Here is a 23012-nt window from a genome sequence, read left to right on the forward strand (position 1 = left end):
AGTTCAATCTCCCAGATTCATCTGTGGAGTAAATCTAAAACCTAAAATCTAAAATTTAAAATCTAAAATCGACTGACCCGTCAAAAAACAGAAATAAGCCCCCGACTTAATTCGTGGAAAACCAAAATTTTAGATTTTAGACTAAATTTCAATCTCCTAGATTCATCTGTGGAGTAAATCTAAAATCTAAAATTTAAAATCTAAAATCGACTGACGAGGTTTTAGGGTTCGCAGGGGCAGAGGTTGCAGTCGAATGCCAAGCTGGTGTGTGTTGAGTGCGATCGCACAAGAATTCAACAAAAGTGTAGGCGCTTTCACTCCTACCTACTTTCCCTCAAAACCAGCCCTCAACCACCACGCAAGCGGAGTTATCAGTTCGTAGTGTTAAGTTGTGTGTTAAGAAATTGGTACGGTGTCAATGAATTTATTCGCGCTCGTTCAAAGGAAGAGTTGTAAGTGTTGAATTTTGAGTATTGATTTCGCAATTGTCAACTCAAATCTCAATATTGCTAACTCGATAAAAGCCTCCTTATTTCTATCTCTCAGATTTATCTGCTGAGCATAACTCATAACTCTGTACGGGCGGGTTTAACTACTTTATCTGTAACAGTTAACAGTTAACTGTCACAGATAACTTTCCTTCCACCCTGCACCAACTCACAGCTAATAACTCTTCAAGCTACTACTAATTACAGTCTAAGTCAGAGGCACTATGAGTGCGTAAGTGTCTCTAACTTGCTGCCAGTTTTTTGAGGAAATTGAATGACAAAGCAGATAGTTATAGCAGAGCAGCATCGCATTGCTGCCGTCTTTTCAGAAGATCAAATCCAAGAACTTGTGGTAGCCACAGGCAGCCACCAAGTCAGTGACATTTACTTGGGAATTGTTGAAAATGTACTCCCTGGGATAGATGCGGCCTTCGTTAATATTGGCGACCCAGAACGTAACGGGTTTATGCACGTCACAGACCTCGGCCCGCTGCGCCTTAAACGCTCGGCAGGAGCAATTACAGAACTCCTGACCCCCCAGCAGAAAGTGGTGGTACAGGTAATGAAAGAACCGACGGGCAGCAAAGGCCCCCGGCTGACAGGCAACATTACCCTGCCGGGCCGCTATTTGGTACTGATGCCCTACGGCAGGGGAGTCAATCTCTCGCGGCGGATCAAGTCGGAAGCCGAACGCAACCGCCTCAGAGCCCTGGCTATTTTGGTGAAACCGGCCGGGATGGGGCTGCTGGTACGCACTGAGGCTGAAGGGATGACTGAAGAAGCCATCATGGAAGATTTGGAAGTCCTCCAAAAACAATGGGAAGCCGTTCAACTCGAAGGCGGTACTTCGCGAGCGCCGGCACTGCTCAACCGGGATGACGATTTTATCCAGCGGGTGCTGCGAGATATGTTCAGCGGTGACGTGAATCGGATTGTGGTGGACTCGCAAAATGGAATTAAGCGGGTGAAGCAGCAGTTGATGAGCTGGAACGGTGGTAAACTTCCTGCGGGAGTTTTGATCGACCACCACCGAGAGCGCGCCTCGATTTTAGAATTTTTCCGGGTTAATGCTGCGATTCGAGAAGCCCTCAGACCAAGGGTTGATTTGCCTTCGGGTGGTTATGTGATTATTGAGCCGACTGAGGCGCTGACGGTGATTGATGTCAACTCTGGCTCGTTTACTCGATCGGCGACGGCTCGGGAAACGGTACTCTGGACAAATTGCGAAGCAGCCACGGAAATTGCTAGACAACTGCGGTTACGCAATATTGCCGGGGTGATTATTGTTGACTTTATTGACATGGAATCCCGCCGCGATCAGTTGCAGGTGCTGGAACATTTCAATAAAGCTCTCAAAGCTGACAAAGCTCGACCGCAAATCGCTCAACTGTCGGAATTGGGACTGGTAGAACTGACTCGCAAGCGCCAAGGTCAAAATATTTACGAGTTGTTCGGCCACAGTTGCCCTACTTGCAGCGGGTTGGGTCATCTGGTGCACTTGCCTGGGGAAGAAGACTTCGCCGCAGCGGTGCGGGAATCGGGCGATCGTACTGTTGCTACATCGAACCGCGTTTTGTTGAATTTGCCAGAAGGATTGGAACGTCGCAGCTTGACGCCTGTGGCGGCTGCAACTCCTGCCCCGGTGCGGGAAGAACGCCCCCCCGAACCTGCTAGGGCTGCTTGGGAACCTCAAAGCGAAAGTTTGGATTTTGAGACCGGCAGCAACGCATCGCCTTTGGACTTGCTCAACCATCCCAGCTATCAGGATTTGGGGAACGGAACTAGACGCCGCCGCCGCCGCCGGATTGGCGAAGAGCCTTTTGCTCTCCCGGCGGAGGAGGAACCGGTACGTAGCAAGTTGCGGCTGCCGAATACTTCGAGCGCGCCCGTCGCGGATACGCGCTCTGAGTATCTGGCCCCCCCCGGCATCCGGGCCGCTTCGGAGGGCTTCGGGCTGGTGAATATGGCGACTGTTGGCAGGCGCGAGGATTTCGATCGCGTGCGGCCGGCTAAGTCTGAGTTGATGAAGCCGATGGTTGAGCCTCCAGAGGTGATTTCGGTGGAAATGACGGCGGAGGAGCAGGATGTTTATGCTCTGATGGGGGTTTCTCCTTTGGTGCTTACTGATCGCAGCGTGAAAAATCCTAAGAATGCGATCGTTTCGGTGACTCTCCCCGGAGCGGCGCCGAACAAGCCGCCTTTCGAGCAGCTCGAATTTGAATTTGAACCGACGGCGCCTGCACAGAATGCACAGGAACGGGATTATTATCCAGAAAGGTCGGTAGTTGAGCCTGTTTTTTCTGAGGATGATGAGGCCCAACTTTACGGCGAGAGTTCGATCGACGAAACTGATGATTTTGATCGGATTGAGGAACCCAGCGATGTGATGGGCGAATCCTATGAGCCGATCGAATCCTATGAACCGATCGAATCCTATGAACCGATCGAATCCTATGAACCGATCGAATCTAATGAGCCGATCGAATCTAATGAGCTGATCGAATCTAATGAGCCGATCGAACCCAGCCAACCCAGCGAACCCAGCGAACCCGAGGAGCCTGCTATCAACCGCCGCCGCCGCCGCCGCTCGTCAGCCGTTGTGGATGAGTGATATGAAGTCAGAGGGAAGAAGGAAGGAGTCAGAGGGAAGAGGGAAGAAGGAAGAAGTAGAAATTTTTACTCTCTTCCCATCTTTCCATCTTCCCCTTTCCCCCTCTCCCTCGAACGCTCTGGTAATTGCGGGTGTGGATGAAGTCGGACGAGGAGCTTTGTTCGGGCCGGTGGTGGCTGCTGCCTGCATTTTGCCCGACGAAGTTCTCGATGAATTAGCAAGTTGCGGGGTGCGAGATAGCAAGCAGTTGAGTGCCGCAGCCCGGAGTCGGTTAGCTGTGAAGATCCGGGCTGTGGCGGTTGACTGTCAAATTGGTGCGGCTTCGGTGCGGGAGATCGATCGCCTCAATATTTTGCAGGCTTCTTTGTTGGCGATGAAGCGGGCGATTTTGAAGTTGAAGGTAACGCCGGATTTGTGTTTGGTTGATGGGAATCAAAGGATTCCCAATTTGGCGATCGAGCAAGAGACGATGATCAAGGGTGATGCGCGATCGATTCAGATTGCTGCTGCTAGTATTGTGGCGAAAGTTTGGCGCGATGAATTAATAGTACGTTTGGCTGTTAAGTATCCTGAATATGACTTGACAAATAACAAGGGATACGGTACTGCTAAACATAAATTGGCTTTGGAACGCTGCGGTGTATCTGTCTTTCACCGACAATCTTTTAGTCCTTGTCAAAAATAGTTAGTTGTATGGAATAATACAACTCCGGTTAAACTTCATCTTGCACCATTCTCAAGAACAGACAATATGCCTGTTTCACAAAAATTTAATTTTATTTATTGTGGGATGTAGGGGTTGGGCATCTTGCCCGCCCCTAAAAGGCTTATTGAGAAGGGTGCAAGATATCATTTATAACCAATTTTGGGTGTATGGCCCTGAGTATCCAAATTGACTCCGCACTGCCTGCCAGTTAGCCATAAGTTTAGCATTACCTTTGACAACATCAGGAGCATCTATCCCGACAATATAAACTTCGATAGGCTCGTAACCAGGTTGTTGATACATATTCCACAAATCGGAATTATCAAACATATCGCCTGATGCCGGAACATAGCAAATCGAGTCTGGTCCCATAATATATGGTTCGCCTTGAGTATTCAGACTAGCAAAGATGTTTTCATTTTGGTTATATATCCACAAGTCTGTTCCCGATTGATCCGCTGCGCTAACCACAATTTGACCAATATCCGTCCCTCCTTCTGCTTCAACCATTTGCGTAATATATCCGTGAAAAATCGGCTTTGCCTTTCTCGGTTGGGCAGCACCTTCATTCAGATATTCAACGATACTATACGCACGTTCTTTACCCTCAGTAGACTGGTAAATATAGCCAATTCTTAAAGCATCAATTAGGGTGCCAGAAACAGGCGGGTTGTCATTCAAAGTTTGACCGTTCATTGCATAGATCGCGAGTCCAGCAATTCCGCCAAACGGTTCAGTCATAACTAAACCAATAATTGCTTGCTCTAAACTATTTTCATCTGGAACATTAACTTGCCCTGTATTAAATTTACTGTCGGGAGGAGCTTCGCTAGCTACATAGTTAGGAAACAGCGGAATTGAGCCAGCGAAAGTTGTTAGCGGTAGGGTGGGGATAGAACGACCCGCACCGTCGGCATTAATAATCGGAATTTGTAATTGAGCTGCTACAGTTAGAGGAGAAGCAGCATTAATTGCCCCGATTTCTATAGGCAGGACAAAATTAAAGCGATCGAAATTCTCATAACCACGGTAGAAAGATTTTCCTGTACGCTGGCACCATTGTTGTAAAGCTAGAAAAGCATTTGTGGGGGCATGAGGATTGGCTGTTTTGAATAACGCATCGGGCGAACCCATGTTTGCAGACACGGCAATCCATTGATCGCCTGGAATCTCTTTTACCTCTAATACTTCAACAACGGTGTCATCTAGAACGCCATCATCAATGATTTTGTTAGAGACAAGATAAGAGCCTCCGCCCCCAGAAGCCAAGACACAGGCTCCAATATTTACTAGCTTCATCCCATTCTTATCGAGTCGAACAGACATCAGCACCCTCCAAACGGGATAAAAAATATACTCGCCAGCTAATTTTTGACTATACGATAATATATAAAAAAGTACAACTAGGCGGGAAAGACAGATGACTGATGCCCCAATCGCCCTTCCAGGTTATCAAATCGCCCAGCAAATCTACGCTGGCTCTCGAACCTCAGTATATCGAGGTCTGCAAGAATCCGATGGCACACCCGTTGTCCTCAAAATTCTTAACAGCGAATGCCCCACCGTCTCCGAATTGGTTCAGTTTCGACATCAGTATAATATAGTTCAAAATCTTGATCTCCCAGGAATTGTCAAACCCTACAAATTAGAAACATACCGCAATCGATTTGTCCTGGTAATGGAAGATTTCGGTGGCGTTTCTCTGAGAACATATTCTGAAACCAACAAGACACTAGCTGGCAAGGAAGCCCAAAGTACATTTCTTAACATCGGCGAGTTTCTCAAAATCGCGATCGAAATTGTCAACATATTACACGAACTGCATTCACGCCAGATCATTCATAAAGATATTAAGCCAGAAAATATTCTAATCAACCCGGTTTCTAAACAGATAAAAATCATTGACTTCAGTATTTCTTCCCTGTTAGTCAGAGAGAACCAAGAAATTCAAAACCTCAATATTTTAGAAGGCACTTTAGCCTACATCTCTCCCGAGCAAACCGGACGAATGAATCGGGGAATTGACTACCGCACCGACTTTTATTCTTTGGGAGTAACTTTATACGAGTTGCTAACGGGACAATTGCCATTTCCAAGTAGCGATCCGATGGAATTAATTCACGGCCACATTGCGAGGAAGCCCAAGCCTCCGATAGAACTCGCTCCGACCCTCCCGAAGATGTTAAGTGATATCGCCATCAAGCTGATGGCAAAAAATGCCGAAGACCGCTATCAGACAGTTTTCGGCATCAAACACGACTTGGAAAAGTGTTTAGAAGAATATTCAGCTAATGGCACTATTGCGCCCTTTGAATTAGCAGCAAGAGATATTTCAAATCGCTTCATTATTCCAGAAAAACTCTACGGCAGAGAAACAGAAGTAGCCACTTTGCTAGCAGCATTCGATCGAGCAAGTCAAGGTAACAGCGAAATGATGTTAGTAGCTGGTTTTTCTGGGATTGGCAAAACAGTTGTAATTAATGAAATTCACAAGCCGATCGTCCGCCAGCGCGGCTACTTCATCAAAGGAAAATTCGACCAATTCAAGCGTGACATTCCCTTCTGGGCTTGGGTGCAAGCTTTCCAAAATTTAATGCGACAAGTGCTGACAGAAAGTGTTGCAGAAATAAAAAAATGGCGCACCACAATCTTAGAAGCTTTAGGCGAAAATGGACAAGTAATTATTGATGTAATTCCAGAATTAGAACTCTTGATTGGCAAGCAATCACCAGTTCCAGACTTAGAAGGAAGTGGCGCGCAAAATAGATTCAATCGGGTATTTGAAAAGTTTATTCGAGTGTTCGCAACCGTCGAACATCCCTTGGTAATTTTCCTAGATGACTTGCAGTGGGCGGATTTGGCTTCTATAAAATTAATGCAATTGATCTTAGGCAATAGGGAGACTCGCTATTTATTGCTGCTGGGTGCATATCGGGATAATGAAGTTTTTCCCGCACATCCGCTGATGCTGACTTTAGAGGAGATTCGGAAGGCCGAAGCAACAGTCAATCAAATCACACTCTCTCCTCTCGATCAATCTAACTTAAACAAACTGATTGCCGATACATTAAGTTGCCCGTCAGAAAGAGCACTCCCTTTAACAGAAATAATATTTCATAAAACTAAAGGCAACCCATTTTTTAGCAATCAATTTCTTAAATCCCTACAGGAAGATAGATTAATCACATTTGATTTAGAAAGCGGTTATTGGCAGTGCGAGATTGCTAAAATCCGAGAAATTTCTGTCAGCGATGATGTTATCGAGTTTATGGCATCCCAGTTGCAAAAACTTCCAGTAAATACTCAAAATGTATTGCAATTAGCTGCTTGTATCGGCAACGAATTTGATTTAAAAACACTGGCAATTGTCAATGAAAAATCCCATGCCCAAACAGCTACTGACTTGTGGAAGTCGTTACAAGACGGGCTAATTATGCCGATCGGCGAAGTTTACAAATTTTTTCAGGAATCTGAAACGCTGGAAGTGGAAAACTCTCAGGAGTTATTAGTTGCTTACAGGTTTTTACACGATCGCGTACAACAAGCAGCGTATTTCCTAATTCCAGAAAACCAGAAACAGTCAACCCACCTGAAGATCGGCAGATTGCTGCTGCACAAGGGCGGGCAGGGGGGCACCGCCCCTACGGCTGCGGAAAGGGAAGAGAATATTTTTGATATTGTCAATCAATTGAATATGGGGGCTGAGTTAATTCAGAGTCAAACAGAACGGGATGAACTTGCTGAGTTAAATCTAATTGCTGGAGGTAAAGCTAAAACTTCCACAGCTTATGCTGCTGCGGTCAAATATTTAAGTGCAGGGAGGAGACTTCTAGCAACAAATAGCTGGCAGCAGCAGTACGCTTTAAGCTTAGCATTGTACTCAAAAGCCGCAGAAGCAGCACATCTCAAAGGGGATGTTGAGGAGATGGAATATGCGATAGAGGTTGTATTGAAACAGGCTAAAACACTGCTAGACAAAGTGAAAGTCTATCTGGTAAAAATTCAAAACAACATCGCTCAAAATAAACTATTAGAAGCAATAAATATTGGTTTGGAACTGTTGCAGCAATTAGGAATTACTTTTCCAGAGTCTCCTTGCCATTCGGATATCCAGCTTGCTCTGGAAACCTTGCGATCGCAGTTGGCACAAAGAGCGATCGAAGATTTAATCGATCTGCCAGAAATGACTGATTTAAATAAGTTAGCAGCTATGCAAATTGCCAACAGCATTTTTTCTGCTGCTTACAATACTGTTCCCATACTGTTACCGCTGATTGTATTTAAACAAGTTGATTTATCGCTTGAATATGGGAATACTGCTTTGTCTGCGTTTGCCTATGCTAACTGTGGTTTACTGCTGTGTGTTATTGGAGAAGATATCGACACTGGCTATCGATTTGGACAACTAGCTTTAAGTCTATTAGAACGTGTTAATGCCAAAAAATTAAAAGCCAAGATTTATACGATTGTTTATTTTCATATTGCGTACTGGAATCAACACGCCAAAGAAACTTTAAAACCTTTGCTAGAAGCTTACTCTAGCGGACTAGAAACGGGAGATTTAGAATATGCTGCTTTATCTTTGATGGATTACAGCTTGTATTCATTTTTAATGGGTAGAGAATTGAGCGAGCTGAGACGAGAAATTAACTCTTATAATGAAGCACTGGTTCATATTAATCAAGAAAAATTCCTTCCCATAAATCAATTGCTCCATCAGGTTGTAATAAATTTGAGTGGTGCTGCCGAAAATCCCTATCGTTTAGTTGGCGAAAACTATAATGAAGAAGAAACACTAATACTGTATCAAGAACAGGGAAATAAAACTTTTCTGTTTGTATTGTATTTTCATAAACTCGTTCTCTGTTACTTGTTTGAAGAATTCGATCGCGCTGTTGAATGCACGGCCAACTCAGAAAAAAATCTAGACGGAGTAACCGGAACGCTATTTTTCCCCCTGCAAAATTTCTATGGTTCTTTAACTCTGCTTTCCAAATATCCCGACGCTACAAAATCGGAACAAGAACAAATTCTTAAAAAAGTAGCTGCAAATCAAATAAAGCTAAAGCAATGGGCGCATCATGCACCCATGAATTTTATGCACAAATTCTATTTAGTCGAGGCTGAGCGACATCGGATTGCGGGCGAACATATTGAAGCAATAGGAATGTACGATCGCGCGATTGTCCTGACCCAAGAAAACGAATATCTAAACGAAGAAGCACTAGCCCACGAACTCGCAGCTAAGTTTTATATTGAATGGGGTAAAGAAAAAATTGCCACAGTCTATTTAACAGATGCCTATTACGCTTACGCTCGTTGGGGAGCATTAGCCAAAGTTGCGGATTTAGAAAAACGCTACCCTCAATTGCTCACCCCAATTCTCAACCAGAAAAATACCATTACTACAAGCCAGACAATTGCTCGCATCACCGCTGCTACCATCACTTCCACCAGTTCTAGTATTTCAGAAGCACTGGACTTTGGAACAGTAATGAAAGCATCTCAAGCACTTTCAGGAGAAATTCAGCTTGATAAATTGCTCTCAACCTTAATGCAAGTAGTGATGGAAAATCTCGGAGCAGAAAAATGCGCTCTGATTTTGAAAAAAGCAGGCAGTTTAATAATTGAAGCCACTGCAATTAGTGGTATCTCAGAAACAATTGTGCTGCAATCAATTTCTCTGGAAACCAGCAATGACTTACCTCACAGCATCATTAACTATGTTGCCAGAACTCAAGAGTATGTCATTTTTAACGACTTGCATAATGAAATCAAAAACCCGAAATCTCCCATCCAAAATCTCAACGATCCCTACATCATTAACCATCAACCCAAATCAGTATTGTGTCTCCCTATCCAACATCAAGGAAAAGCGATCGGCATCTTCTACCTAGAAAATAACCTAGCGACAGGTGCATTTACTCCCGACAGATTGGCAGTATTAAAACTTTTATCCTCGCAAGCCGCCATCTCCATAGAAAATGCCCAACTGTATGCCAGCTTAGAAGCAAAAGTAGAAGAACGCACTCAAGAATTATCACAAGCTTTAAGCAATCTCGAAGCCACCCAAGAAGGATTGATTCAATCAGAAAAAATGGCAGCTTTAGGACAACTTGTGGCCGGAGTTGCCCACGAAGTTAACACTCCCCTGGGTGCAATTCGCTCGTCGGCAGGAAATGTTTCTAAGTTCTTAAATCAAACTTTAGAACAGTTGCCCGCACTTTTTCAATCTCTATCCCCAGAAGAAGCACAGAATTTCTTGAGTTTACTTCAGCGTTCCCTCCAACAAGAAGCAAGCTTATCAACCAAAGAAGAACGCAAATTGAAGAGAGCTTTGAGAAGCCAACTCGAAGAATTAGAGATTTATAGTGCTGATACCGTAGCCGATCGCCTAGTGATCATGGGGGTTTATAATGAAATTGATACCTTTGTCCCTTTGTTCCAAAGATCGGATAGTTTACATCTCCTAGAAATCGCCTACAAAATTTCTGAATTAAAAAGAGGTATTGCTACTATCAGCACAGCTACAGATAGAGCATCAAAAGTAGTTTTTGCATTAAAAACTTATGCCCGCTACGAACAGTCAGGCGAAAAAATAGTAGCAAGTATTATAGAAGGTATTGAAACAATCTTAACCTTGTATCAAAATCTACTCAAACAGGGAGTTGAGGTCATCAAAAACTATGCCGACATCCCGCCGATACTGTGCTATCCCGACGAGCTAAATCAAGTTTGGACGAATTTAATTCACAATGCTTTGCAAGCCATGGATTATCGAGGCACGTTAACAATTGAGTTAACGGCTCAAGATGACCAGGCTAAGATTACCATTAGTGACAGCGGCAAAGGGATACCAGAAGAGATAAAAGGGAAAATATTTGACCCGTTTTTTACTACTAAGCCCGCAGGAGAAGGCAGCGGATTAGGACTAGATATTGTCAAGAAGATTGTTGACAAACATCAGGGAAAAATTGAAGTGGAATCAATTCCGGGCAAAACTACATTTAATGTTTTCCTGCCAATGAGCAGTGTATAAGCAGGTGAAGGATCTCGCCAACGATGTAAAGCAGTAAGTAGGTCGGGTTTTACTTGGTTACACCTCACATCTTGCACCATTGTCAATAAACCTTTTATGAACAGGCTTTCCGACCTGTTCCACACAAAAATTTATCTCTTGTGGAACAGGCCGGAAAGCCTGTTCTTGAGAATGGTGCAAGATCTCAGTTACACCCAACCTGCAATCTACCCAACTGGGAGGATTTTAAGAGTTAAAGTGTTTTGAGTCCCCTAACTCCGATTCAACAGGAAACAGATGTAAAACAGCAGTACGATGCGTTATGCTCAGCTAAGCTGCTACGCAGATAATTTTCTTGGTTGCGGCTACTGGGGAGAGCAAGAGGATTTGGCGAGCCGTTGACTTGTGACATCTTAAGATAAGATGGGGTCTACTAATACAGTTTCCTACTTTTGCTACTTTTGCTACTAATAACAATTTAAAAGGGAAAAAATAGATGTCTAAACCAGTTATTTTGTGCGTTGACGATGAGAGAATGGTATTAGACAGTCTCAGGACGCAGCTAGCAGCAGAATTTGGCAATGCCTACACTTACGAAGGAGCAGAAGATGCTGAGGAGGCTTTAGATGTAATTAGCGAATTTTCTGACGAACAAACCCACGTTATTCTGATTATTTCGGATTGGTTAATGCCCGGTATTAAGGGAGATGAGCTACTAATTCGCATCCACAAGGAATACCCGCATGTTATTAAGATTCTGCTGACTGGTCAAGCGGATGAAGTAGCAATAGAAAGAGCAAAAAAAATGGCTAACCTTCATTGTTGCTTATCTAAACCTTGGTTGGAATCCGATTTGCTAGAAACTATTAAATCTGGTTTATCTAAACTATGAGCCAACAGGTAATTATCTGTGTTGATGATGAGAAAACTGTACTCAGGAGCCTCAAAGCAGAACTGCAAGAGGCTGTTGGCAATGATTATATAATCGAAATTGCTGAAGGTGGGCAAGAGGCATTAGAGTTAATTGAAGAATTGCTAGAGGATGGGGATGAAATTCCTTTAATTATTTCCGACCACATTATGCCTGATATGAAGGGAGATGAGCTGTTGAAACAGGCTCATATAATTTCGCCTAAAACTATAAAAATTATGCTGACAGGACAAGCAGATATTGGGGCGATCGCCAATGCTATCAACTCTGCAAACTTATATCGTTATATTACCAAACCTTGGCAAGCTGAAGACTTGAAATTGACCATTAGAGAAGCGCTAAATAGTTATATTCAAGATAAACAACTGGCACAACAAAATGCCCAACTCCAGCAAATAAATCAGGAGTTTGCCGAGTTAAACAGCCAGCAAACCGTACTCATTGCTAAACTACACGACAACGAAAATCGGTTGACACAGTTTTTGGAAGCAATGCCGATTGGTGTGGGTGTATTGGATGCGGACGGCCAACCTTACTACATCAATCGGAAAGCAAAAGAGATATTTGGTAAAGGAGTTGTGCCGGATACCAGTTCCAAGCAATTGTCAGAGGTTTATCAACTCTATCAAGCAGGTACAAATCAAAAATACCCTACGGAGAATTTGCCCATCGTGCGCGCGTTGAAGGGGGAAAGTGCTACGGCTGACGATGCAGAAGTTCATCAAGACGCCAAGATTATTCCCTTAGAGATATTCGCTACTCCCATCTACGATCAACAAGGAAATATTGTTTATGCTATCAACACTCTTCAAGATATTACGGAACGTAAAGAAGCTGAGGCAGAACGCAAAAAGTTTATTGAGGATCTCTTTGAAGTCAATTGCAATTTGGAAATTTCACTGGAGGCAGAATTAGAAATTGCGGAGGCGACAAGTCGCTTTGTACCCAATGAGTTTTTAGCTTTTTTGGGATGTGATAGTATTGTTGATATTAAATTGGGAGAAGCGGTGGAGTTGGAAATGTCAGTTTTGTTTTCTGACATCCGCGATTTCACTACTCTCTCGGAAAAGATGACACCGGAAGAGAATTTCAAATTTATCAATTCTTATCTGAGTCGAATGGAACCGCTGATTGTGGAAAATCAGGGGTTTATTGATAAGTATATTGGTGATGCAATTATGGCGTTGTTTAGCGAGGGGGCGGATGATGCTTTGAAAGCGGGAATTGCAATGCTGCATACTCTTGCTGAATACAATCGAGATCGTGCTTCTCTGGGTTATGTGCCAGTTGAGATTGGGGTGGGAATTAATACTGGTTCTTTGATTCTGGGTATAGTGGGCGGCAAAAGCCGGATGGACGGTACTGTGATTAGCGATGCGGTTAATTTGGCTTCTCGGATTGAAAGTTTGACGAAGAATTACGGGGTGTCGCTGTTAATTACTCAGCAGACTTTCGATCGCTTGACAAATCCTGCTGATTATGCAATTCGGGTAATTGATAAGGTTCAGGTTAAGGGTAAGTCTGAATGGGTGACTGTTTATGAAGTTTTTGATGCGGATTGGCCGGAAGTTAAAGCGGGGAAGTTAGCGACTCTGCAACTATTTACTGAGGCTTTGTCTTTGTACAATATGAAGAATTTTAGGGAAGCTGCGGGACTTTTTGCGGATTGTTTGGGTCAAAATCCGGGGGATAAGGTGGCTCGAATTTATTGGGAAAGGTGTCAGTAGTTAGTTGGCAGTTGGTAGTTGTTAGTTGGCAGTTGGCACTTGTCAGTTGTCAGTTGTTATTAGTTGTTAGTCATTAGTCATTAGTTATTAGTCATTGGTTAGGGATCGAGCGTCATCAGTCAACAGTCATCAGTCAACAGCCAACAGTCACAAATAAACAATAACCAATGACTAATGACTGCTGACTAAGGTTGTTCGATCGGCAATTCTATGATAAACTCGGCTCCGTGGCCGAGTGCAGACACGCAGCTCAGTTTGCCACCGTGTTCTTGGACCACTTTGTAGGAAATTGACAGACCCAAACCGGTGCCTTTGTCGGCGGGTTTTGTGGTAAAAAAAGCCTCGAATAACTGCTGGGAAACTTCTTCTGGCATACCGGGGCCGTTGTCAGAAATCCTAATTACAGCATGGGAGTTTTGGACTTCTGTCCTAATTTTAATTTTGCTGCGGTTAGCTTTGACTTCGGCAACTGAACGCCCTTCGTTGTATTCCTCGATCGCGTCGATCGCATTTCCGATCAAATTCATAAATACCTGATTGATTTTCCCAGCATAACACTCAACCAAAGGCAAATTTCCATAGTCCTTAATTACCGCAATTTCGGGATAGTTACCTCTGGCTTTCAGGCGACTTTGCAGAATCAGCAACGTTCCTTCAATCCCTTCGTGCAGGTTAACTTTGCTCATTTGAAAATCGTCTTTGCGAGAGAAATTTCTGAGAGATCGCACGATTTCCCGAATGCGATCGGCCCCAACCTGCATCGAAGACATCGCTTTCGGCAAATCTTCTAGCAGAAACTCTAATTCGATATCCTTAATTTTATTTTGAATTGCTGCCGGCGGCTGCGGGCATTGCTGCTGGTACATATCGAGCAAATTCAGCAAATCTTCCGTGTAGTGGCCGACGTGAACGAGATTGCCACAAACGCTGCTAACGGGATTGTTAATTTCGTGAGCAACACCGGCTACCATTTGACCGAGAGTAGACATTTTCTCAGTGTGAATCAATTGAGCTTGAGTTTGCTGCAATTCGTGCAAAGTATTTTCGAGTTGAAGTTTTTGTTGGGTTAACTCTGTTTGCGATCGCCGCAAAGCTTCTTCACTGCGTTTCTGCTCGGAAATGTCAGTAATTAACCCTTCCAAAGCTATCAATTCTCCCGAGTCGGAAAAAACTCCCAAACCTTGCTCCCAAACCCATTTTAATTCGCCATTTTTAGCAGTAATTCGGTAATTTAGCTGATAGGGTCGATTTTCTTGCAAAGCAACTTGCACAGCATTCCACAAATTCTCGCGATCGTCCGGGTGAGTCAATTCCGATATAGAAACTTGCCGAGTGCCGATAAATTCTTCAGGAGAATAGCCGGCTAACTGATAGCAACCTTCGCTGACAAACTCCATACTGCGATCGGCATCGTTGCGAAAACGGTAGGCCATTCCCGGCAGATTGCTCATCAGCGTCGCCAATGCCCGCTGGCTTTCCCGTAGGGCTTCTTCGGCGTGTTTGCGATCGGTAATATCCGTCATCACCGCCAGCATACAGAGTTCGCCGTCCAAATTAATCAACTCTGCTGACAGCAAACATACCACCACCGATCCCGACTTCATCTGAAACTCGCATTCCTGATTGCGAACAACACCTTGTTCGTGCAAACTTCGCCTAAAATTAAGTCTGTCTTCAGGCCTTACCCAAATATTTAACCCCGGTACTGTATTCCAGGTCGTTTCTTCTAAATCGTAACCAGTCATCGACAAGAAACTATCATTAACTTCAATAAAACGACCCTCAGCAAAAGTAGTAATAATCATCGGATCTGGACTCGATCGAAAAGCCTTAGAAAACTTTTCTTCCGATAAGCTCAACTTTTTAATAGCCTCTTCCAACTGACTTGTCCGCTCTTTAACCCGGCATTCCAATACCTCATTAGCCTGCTTCAATGCTTCCTCAGCCTGCACCCGATAAGTGATATCGCGCACCACGCCTTGCAGCCCAATTTTGCCGCCGATATCCATAGAAGTTAGCAGCACTTCCGCCGGAAACTCAGAACCATCCAAACGACGGTGCCGCCAGTCAAAACGGCAATTTCCCGATCGCAGAGCCGTATTAATTCGCTCTTGAGAAATACTCCTAGAATCTTGTCCATCCGGTTGCAACGGCGGGCTGAACTCCGAAGGATGCTTGCCGCAAAACTCCGACTCAGTGCTGCATCCAAATAAGTTTAAAGTAGCCGGATTGCAATCCAAAAAACCCTCTTCATCTAGCAGCATTACCGCATCAGTCGTCGATTCGTACAAAGTGCGAAACTTTTTTTCCGACGCCTGCAAAGAAGCAATCAACTGCATCTTTTCCTCAGCCGCCCGCTTTTGCTCAGTAATATCCTGCATTACTTGAGAAAAGCCCTGCAACTTTCCCCTTTCATCGCGCAAAGGAGTAACAATAATATTCGCCCAAAATCGCGATCCGTCTTTGCGAAGCCGCCAGCCTTCATTTTCGTATCGACCTTCTGCCACCGCCAGGATTAATTTTTCTTTGTGCTTGCCGATTTCAAGATCTTCTTTAGTGAAAAAACACTCCGAATTATTGCCGGCTATTTCATGAGATCTGTATCCCAAAATGCGTTCTGCACCAGAATTCCAGCTAGCTACATACCCATCAGGATCTAACATGAATATAGCGTAATCCTTAACGCCTTCAATTATTAAGCGCAGGCGTTCTTCGCTTTCTCGAAGTGCAGATTCTGCTTGCTTTCGCTGGGTAATATCTTCTACAAAACCTTCGTAATAGAGCAATTTTCCTGCTTCATCGCAGACAGCGCGCGCATTCTCAGCGATCCAAATTATTGTTCCGTCCCGCCGATAAATCTGCGACTCAAAATCCGATACGATGCCCTGTTCTTGCAAAGCAGAAACAAACTGATCGCGCCGATCGGGATTGACGTAAAGCTGATCGCTGATATCAGTCAGACAGCCCATTAATTCTTCGGCGGAATTATATCCGTAGATGCGAGCCAAAGCTGGGTTAGCGCTGATGTAGCGACCGGATTGGGTTGTTTGAAAAATACCCGACACAGCATTTTCAAACATACTATAATATTTTGCTTCCATTTGGTGCAGTGCCTCCGCGACATTCAGGCATTCTATCGTTTTATTTCCTAATTTTTGATTTCCCACTTGTGAATACCCTGCTCTTGTGTGTGAGTTGAATATTTTTGGTCTACCGCCTGTTAAATTTGAGCCGTTATTTAGGCTGAAAGATGGTGTATCGCAGCCGGAGACGAGTGTGTTTATTCATCTGTCCTACTGGACTGTTAGTTATTAGTGATAGTTGCGGAAAGTTTAGCTAATCCCGTATTTATTTGATGCTTGACTGGCTGTCACGATCGCATTGGCACATCGATCGGCTTGCGGTGCAGGTGTTCGAGCAAAACCCGCTCCTTGAAATCTCCCTGAATATATTAGCAGTTGAATACCCTGAAATAAGTTAGTAGCAAGGATGTTCTTACAATAAAAGGCAGCGACTTCTACAACCGCAAGATCCTATTTTTAGGATTTGGGTGAGAGTACGACGATCGACTCTTACCCAATACCACAAACCCGCCTGCAAGAGCTAAACGCTCGCTGTCCTTGCTGTCAATCGATTTGAGATTTGAGATTTGAGATTAAAGAATTGACTCCACAGATGAATCTTGGGCTCCCTAATGTCTAAAATTTTTTGGTCTCCACAACTCCTGTCGGAAACTTTTATCGGTCTTTGGCTGCTCTGAGTTAGTGTTAAGTATTATTGCTGATAGATAATACAGCAGACTGCTAGCAGTTGTACGATTTGGGGTTTCTATGTAAAGTTGGCACAACAATAGGGTAATTGTTGTATCAAAAAATTCATATTCTGCTACTGCGGGCGGAAAAATTCTGTAGCGGTGCTGGCATTTGAGCAAAAATCGGGGCCCGATCGCGCAAAATGTGGTCGGCAAGTCTGGTAAAATCCCGATCGATTCTCGGTTTGGCCACAAAGCTCGATCAAGCTAAATTTGACTAGAAACTAATAAATGACAGATTCTCCTCTACTAGCAACGCCAGAGTTATCCCCTGCTTCAACCCAGACGCCGGATTCTCCTGTCTGGCCAGCCCTCCTGCAGCAACTATTAGACAGACAATCTCTCTCACGCGCCCAAGCAGCCGACTTGATGCAGGGATGGCTAGCCGAAGCTATTCCCCCCGTCATCTCAGGAGCAATTTTAGCGGCCATCCAAGCCAAAGGCATCTCTGCTCAAGAATTGGTAGGAATGGCTCAAGTATTGCATTCTCAGTCGCTTGCAGGCGAGTCGGAGAGCGTTTTCAATCCCAAATCCTCAATCTCCAATCTCAAATTAATTGATACTTGTGGCACAGGCGGCGACGGCGCTTCCACGTTTAACATTTCCACTGCTGTAGCTTTTGTGGCCGCCGCCGGCAAAGTTCGAGTCGCCAAACACGGAAATCGCTCCGCATCGAGTAAAGTGGGTTCTGCGGACGTGTTGGAAGCACTGGGAGTCCACCTCAACGCCGATCCCGCGAAAGTAAGATCTGCGGTAGACTCCGTGGGCATCACCTTTTTATTTGCGCCTGGGTGGCATCCCGCACTTAAGGCTGTAGCGTCGCTCCGGCGCACTTTGAAGGTGCGGACTATTTTTAACCTTTTAGGGCCCCTTGTCAATCCTATGCGCCCTACAGGGCAGGTAATCGGGGTGTTTGATCCTAGTCTGGTATCAACTATTGCCCAAGCTTTGGGCGAGTTGGGGACTGAGTTAGCTGTAGTCGTTCACGGCAGAGAAAAATTGGACGAGGCGGGTTTGGGTGATGTGACTGATTTGGCGGTTTTGTCTGATGGCAAAGTCGAACTCACTACTTTAGACCCTGAAAAGGTAGGATTGACACCAAGTGCGATCGGCTCGTTAAAAGGCGGAAATGTTGAGGAAAACGCCGAGATTTTGCGGAACATTTTGCAAGGCAAAGGTACGCCCGCACAAATGGATGTTGTAGCTTTGAATGCCTCTTTGGCTTTTCAGGTGGGAGGTGCAATTCCTATGGGTTCTCACGCCGCAGGAGTTTCTCTGGCTAAGGACATTTTATTGAGCGGTGAATCTTGGTTGAAGTTGCAGCAGTTGATTGAGTTTTTGAAATGAAGTCAGTTGTCAGTTGGCAGTTGACAGTTGACAGTTGACAGTTGACCGTTTTCATATCACATCCTGGTTTGCCATCCCCATTCTGATTCTGCGGTTGAAACCGCTACTAAACAAATAAAGTCCGCCTTCGCGGACTAAGAAATAAACGGGATATTTAACGCGGATTTGGTATTAATTGTTATTTGTAGCAACTAACAACTAACGACTAACTTCTTTTTAAGAGCGCGATCGAAATTCAATGACATCTTGCTTAATAGTCACATCTTTATTACCAAAAAAGTCGTGACCCAACAGTCCGATCTCTAGGGATGGCGAGACTGCGACAACTACATTGTTAACGGCCAGACCACCTGCTTCCATAGAAGTCAGGCGACCGAGGGGAAAAGTAGCCACTCCGTTGGGAGTTTGTGCTTGCACTGTTCCCTGGAGAACCACACCCAAGGCTTTAGCCATTGCTGGTGTAATTACTGTGCCACTAGCTCCAGAATCTACCATCATCTCGAACTTTTGTTTGCCGTTAAACGTGACTTCTATGACGGGGATATTAGCCTCTCGGCGTTTGATTTTTGCCTGAAACACTCCCGACTTTGCGGCCGCCGAAGTAGCGGGATTCAATGCTTCGGGAAGAAAACCACAGACTGATTGGCTGAGGTTGACGGTTCGACCTGATGAGCTCCGCATGAAGCATCCCTCACTTTCTTGAGCCACTGCTCGCGAGGAGTTGGCAACATTCCCTACTAAAATTGAACTGCTCAGGGAAATAACTGTTGTTACAACCAGTAACGGTTTGCACTGTTTTTGAGAGTTCAGTAGATGCTTGTATAAGTTTGAGAGTAAAGGCAAGGGAGATTTACTAGCCATAGTTTCGTTAAACGCTGTAGCTCGATCGTAACAGCGACAACTGCCTTTTGGTATAGATATAGAATTTTCGCCCGCATCCTAAGCTGCTGGCAGATCAATTGCTGACCGGGAGGGAGATGGAGAGACTAGGAGATGCGGAGGGTGGGGATTGGGAGAATTTGCACTTGCTGCTGCTTTTTGATTACCTGTTGCTTCTGCCTCGGGCCTAAGTGCCTTGCTTTTCCGAACCCTTGCACAAATTAAAATAATATCTGTATATTGCCGACTAGCATCAAATCCCTGGCAGTGGTAAGAATGAAACCAAACGAAAGTAATTAAGGATGCCATGTCACTTTCAACTGCAAAACCCGCTCTCCTAGTCCTGGCTGACGGTACTGCTTACCGCGGCTGGTCGTTTGGCGCTGACGCCACCGTCGTTGGCGAGGTAGTATTTAATACGGGAATGACGGGCTACCAAGAAGTATTGACCGATCCCAGCTATTGCGGTCAAATTGTAACTTTTACTTATCCAGAATTGGGCAATACCGGGGTAAATCTCGAAGACGAAGAATCCTCGCGCCCGCAAATTCGGGGTGCGATCGCCCGGAACGTATGCAGCCGCCCCAGCAACTGGCGCTGCTCGCAATCTCTGCAAGACTACCTAAAACAGTACGATATCCCCGGAATTTACGGGATCGACACCCGCGCCCTCACTCGCAAAATTCGCACGGTGGGAGCGATCAACGGTGGCATTTCGACCACGATTCTCGACCAGGCAGAGCTTTTGGAGCTAGTACAAGACGCCCCCAGCATGGACGGGCTGAATCTAGTCCAGGAAGTCACCACCCGCAAGGTCTACGAGTGGTCTGAAGCCACGGACTCGGTTTGGGAGTTCAGTCCTACAGTCAAACCTGCTAACGGCAAAATGTGGACGGTGGTAGCGCTAGACTTTGGGATTAAGCGCAACATCCTGCGGCGTCTGGCGAGTTACGGGTGTCGGGTCATCGTTGTCCCCGCTGACACATCGCCGGAGGAAATTCTCAAATACAACCCGGACGGCATTTTTCTGTCCAACGGCCCTGGAGATCCGGCGGCGGTAACGGAAGGGATAGCGACTGCGAAAGCTTTATTAAAGTCGGACAAACCCGTATTCGGCATCTGCATGGGACACCAAATTTTGGGACTTTCCTTGGGTGCAGAAACTTTTAAACTTAAGTTCGGCCATCGGGGATTGAATCATCCAGCGGGTTTAACTGAGCAAATAGAAATTACTAGCCAAAATCATGGTTTTGCGATCGACCCCGATTCCCTAGCCCCCGAAGTAGAGATTACTCATCTCAATTTGAACGATCGCACCGTAGCCGGATTGAAGCATAAAACTCTGCCACTGTTCTCAGTGCAGTACCACCCAGAAGCCAGTCCGGGCCCGCACGACGCCGACTATTTATTCGATCGATTCGTGCAATCAATGCGAGACAATCAGAAAGTAGCCAGCAGTAAGTAGTCAGCAGTCATTAGTCAGTAGTCATCAGAGGCTGTTTGTGTCGATCGCTTCTGACTAATGACTCATAACTAAAAAATTGTAGACAAAAAACAAAAAAACTCCTATAATGAAGCCTCGACTTTAAGCCATATCTAGCTAGGAGGGTGTCATTTCTGAGTCATTGACCCTGACCGTTAGCCTCAGAGGCACTCGCGAAGTCAGGAATAACTGTCAGTTATTTCGCCTGACGGGCCTGCTGGACGCTTTTTCTGAGGCCACTTTTCGGAAGGTAATAAGCAAATGTATTGACGACGGCCCAAAACACGTAATTTTGGACTTGTCTCAGATAGACTTTGTGGATAGTTCAGGCTTGGGCGCACTTGTGCAACTTGTCAAAAAAGCCCAAACCTTGGAAGGGACATTGCAAATTGTCTCAAATCCCCGCGTAACTCAGACTGTTAAACTGGTTCGCTTAGAGAAATTTTTGTCTTTGCAGCCTTCGGTTGATGAGGCGGTAAAAAACGTCAAGGATGCTTGACGCCAAAGTGGATTAAATTAGCTATCCGGTTCTCAACGCTGGATAGCAAATTTTTATTTTTTTGCGGTTAAAATAATACCGATTTTCCCAGAAGCTGCGACACGCGCCAGCCGCTATTTCCCCGATGCTTAGAGTTTCGGTGGATGGGCAGTAAAATATGTGTGGCAAACACGCGAAAAAATGGTATAAAAATTAGAGCATCCCGATCTGGTAAAAAGCCTTTTTTAGGAGTGCGATCGTCACGCCAACCTTTGCCTATATATCTCGCTTCGCGATCGGACAGCGAACACTCCTGTGAAAGCTATAATTGCTGAAGTAACGAAAGACGAAATAAGTAAGTGACTAGAAAAACCAAGCTGTGCGGAAGTTTTATTTAAAAAAGTATGTCGCCGATCGCAGATGACGGACTCAAACTGAGTCTGAGGGATATCAGTTTAAATCGAGTGCATCCTGCGAGGGCTACACCAGCAGAAATAGAAAGAATTTCGCCCGCAGCCTGGGCATATTTGGGAGATGCAGTGTACGAACTCTACGTTCGGAGTTCGTACTTAGTGCCACCCAGAAGATTGCAAGCTTATCACGAATTAGTGGTGGGGCAAGTACGAGCCGAAACTCAAGCGCGTCATTTGCGATCGATCTCTCCTTACTTGAACAGTACAGAATTAGCAATTGTCAAGCGCGGCCGCAATGCTGCAGCGGGCCGTTCTAAGCGAGCAGATCCAGAGATATACCAACAAGCCAGCAGCTTAGAAACTTTGATCGGATATTTGTATCTCACCGATCCCGAAAGATTGACCGAACTTCTGGCACTTTTAGATCTTGAGACTTAAAGGATGATTTAGCAGTTAAGAGTTGGGAATGGGGAGGGATGAGTTAACCATCCTGGCCCGGCTAACATAAAACCGCAAAAATCTTGATCGACAAAACAGGATTGATCAGTTATTAACTAGCAATTTGAACACAGCAAAATCCTTGCTCCCTCGCTAGACTATCTCAAATCTCAAAGCCCAAAGATTTCTCCCTCAATCAAGAATCTCACATCTACAATCGACTAGCCTTCAGCCCAAACATTTTGACCACAAGAAACCAATGAGAAAATTTACCAAACCAAACTTTTCGCGATCCAATTCCGACAGCAAGCCATTCAAAAGCGAAGGCCGCCGTCAGGACTCACAACCATCCTCTCCCCGCTTTGAACGCAAGCCCCGTCCCGATACTCGCGGAGTAGACGCGCCTCAAAAGCGATCGACCTTCGCCCCGCAATCACGAGAAATGCCCGTGAGAGCAATTTTCAAACGGAGATCCGATGCCGACGGCCAACCGGAAATTCGCAGAAATAATCATTTCAAAGACAGAGACAGCAGCCCGCAATCCAGGGGCAATTATTACCAAGACAGAGATAGCAGCAGCCCGCAGCCGACCCGCAACAATTTCCGAGACAGAGACAGAGACAGCAGCCCCCAGCCGGCCCGCAACAATTTCCGAGACAGAGACAGAGACAGCAGCCCCCAG

The 23012-nt window shown here is 45.1% G+C and carries 13 protein-coding genes and 1 pseudogene; 11 read left to right on the forward strand and 3 right to left on the reverse strand.

Features of this window, described 5'->3' with window-relative positions; all coding sequences use genetic code 11:
* Positions 1-253: 253 nt before the first annotated feature.
* The 3 genes from Q5691_RS12060 to Q5691_RS12070 all read left to right on the forward strand — a co-directional run bounded on the left by Q5691_RS12060 (position 254) and on the right by Q5691_RS12070 (position 3784).
* On the forward strand, positions 254-382 hold the full coding sequence (locus tag Q5691_RS12060) for a hypothetical protein (RefSeq protein ID WP_333209176.1): 129 nt from the start codon (positions 254-256) through the stop codon (positions 380-382).
* A gap of 380 nt (positions 383-762) precedes the next feature.
* On the forward strand, positions 763-3099 hold the full coding sequence (locus Q5691_RS12065; protein ID WP_333344967.1) for an Rne/Rng family ribonuclease: 2337 nt from the start codon (positions 763-765) through the stop codon (positions 3097-3099).
* Between the two features lies 1 nt (position 3100).
* Complete coding sequence (locus Q5691_RS12070) at positions 3101-3784, forward strand: ribonuclease HII (RefSeq protein ID WP_333209180.1); 684 nt, start codon at positions 3101-3103, stop codon at positions 3782-3784.
* A 168-nt stretch (positions 3785-3952) separates the two neighbouring features.
* Here the strand turns inward: Q5691_RS12070 and Q5691_RS12075 are convergent, their stop codons facing one another.
* Positions 3953-5131 carry an S-methyl thiohydantoin desulfurase domain-containing protein gene (locus Q5691_RS12075; protein ID WP_333344969.1) on the reverse strand — a complete coding sequence of 393 codons (1179 nt, stop codon included), beginning with the start codon at positions 5129-5131 and terminating at the stop codon, positions 3953-3955.
* Positions 5132-5225: 94 nt separating this feature from the next.
* Between Q5691_RS12075 and Q5691_RS12080 the strand changes: the two genes are divergently transcribed.
* The 3 genes from Q5691_RS12080 to Q5691_RS12090 all read left to right on the forward strand — a co-directional run bounded on the left by Q5691_RS12080 (position 5226) and on the right by Q5691_RS12090 (position 13481).
* The gene (locus Q5691_RS12080) at positions 5226-10844 is read left to right on the forward strand and encodes an AAA family ATPase (RefSeq protein WP_333344971.1); all 5619 of its coding nucleotides are present in this window, start codon (positions 5226-5228) and stop codon (positions 10842-10844) included.
* A 475-nt stretch (positions 10845-11319) separates the two neighbouring features.
* The gene (locus Q5691_RS12085; RefSeq protein WP_333209186.1) at positions 11320-11715 is read left to right on the forward strand and encodes a response regulator; all 396 of its coding nucleotides are present in this window, start codon (positions 11320-11322) and stop codon (positions 11713-11715) included.
* Positions 11712-13481: an adenylate/guanylate cyclase domain-containing protein gene (locus Q5691_RS12090; RefSeq protein ID WP_333309753.1), complete on the forward strand. Its 1770-nt coding sequence runs from the start codon at positions 11712-11714 to the stop codon at positions 13479-13481. The genes Q5691_RS12085 and Q5691_RS12090 overlap by 4 nt, the downstream gene beginning before the upstream one ends.
* 185 nt (positions 13482-13666) lie before the next feature.
* On the opposite strand, the gene Q5691_RS12095 is transcribed toward Q5691_RS12090, so the two are convergent.
* A complete protein-coding gene (locus Q5691_RS12095) occupies positions 13667-16648 on the reverse strand; it encodes a PAS domain S-box protein (RefSeq protein ID WP_333344973.1) in 2982 nt (993 codons plus the stop codon).
* 875 nt (positions 16649-17523) lie between these two features.
* Between Q5691_RS12095 and trpD the strand changes: the two genes are divergently transcribed.
* On the forward strand, positions 17524-18639 hold the full coding sequence (gene trpD / locus Q5691_RS12100; RefSeq protein WP_333209189.1) for an anthranilate phosphoribosyltransferase: 1116 nt from the start codon (positions 17524-17526) through the stop codon (positions 18637-18639).
* A gap of 216 nt (positions 18640-18855) precedes the next feature.
* Here trpD and Q5691_RS12105 read toward each other — a convergent pair whose 3' ends face one another.
* Complete coding sequence (locus Q5691_RS12105) at positions 18856-19500, reverse strand: retropepsin-like aspartic protease (protein WP_333209191.1); 645 nt, start codon at positions 19498-19500, stop codon at positions 18856-18858.
* 325 nt (positions 19501-19825) lie between these two features.
* Here Q5691_RS12105 and carA point away from each other — a divergent pair, with 325 nt between their 5' ends.
* The 4 genes and pseudogenes from carA to Q5691_RS12125 form a co-directional block, all read left to right on the forward strand.
* A complete protein-coding gene (gene carA / locus Q5691_RS12110; protein ID WP_333344975.1) occupies positions 19826-20983 on the forward strand; it encodes a glutamine-hydrolyzing carbamoyl-phosphate synthase small subunit in 1158 nt (385 codons plus the stop codon).
* A 160-nt stretch (positions 20984-21143) separates the two neighbouring features.
* On the forward strand, positions 21144-21500 hold the full coding sequence (locus Q5691_RS12115; protein ID WP_333082737.1) for an STAS domain-containing protein: 357 nt from the start codon (positions 21144-21146) through the stop codon (positions 21498-21500).
* A gap of 383 nt (positions 21501-21883) precedes the next feature.
* A complete protein-coding gene (locus tag Q5691_RS12120) occupies positions 21884-22330 on the forward strand; it encodes a ribonuclease III domain-containing protein (RefSeq protein ID WP_333209195.1) in 447 nt (148 codons plus the stop codon).
* Positions 22331-22589: 259 nt separating this feature from the next.
* Positions 22590-23012: pseudogene (locus tag Q5691_RS12125) on the forward strand (23S rRNA (guanosine(2251)-2'-O)-methyltransferase RlmB); the annotation flags it as partial.

Origin of the sequence: Microcoleus sp. w1-18aA5 (assembly GCF_036701705.1) — a bacterium.
Classification (GTDB): domain Bacteria; phylum Cyanobacteriota; class Cyanobacteriia; order Cyanobacteriales; family Microcoleaceae; genus Microcoleus.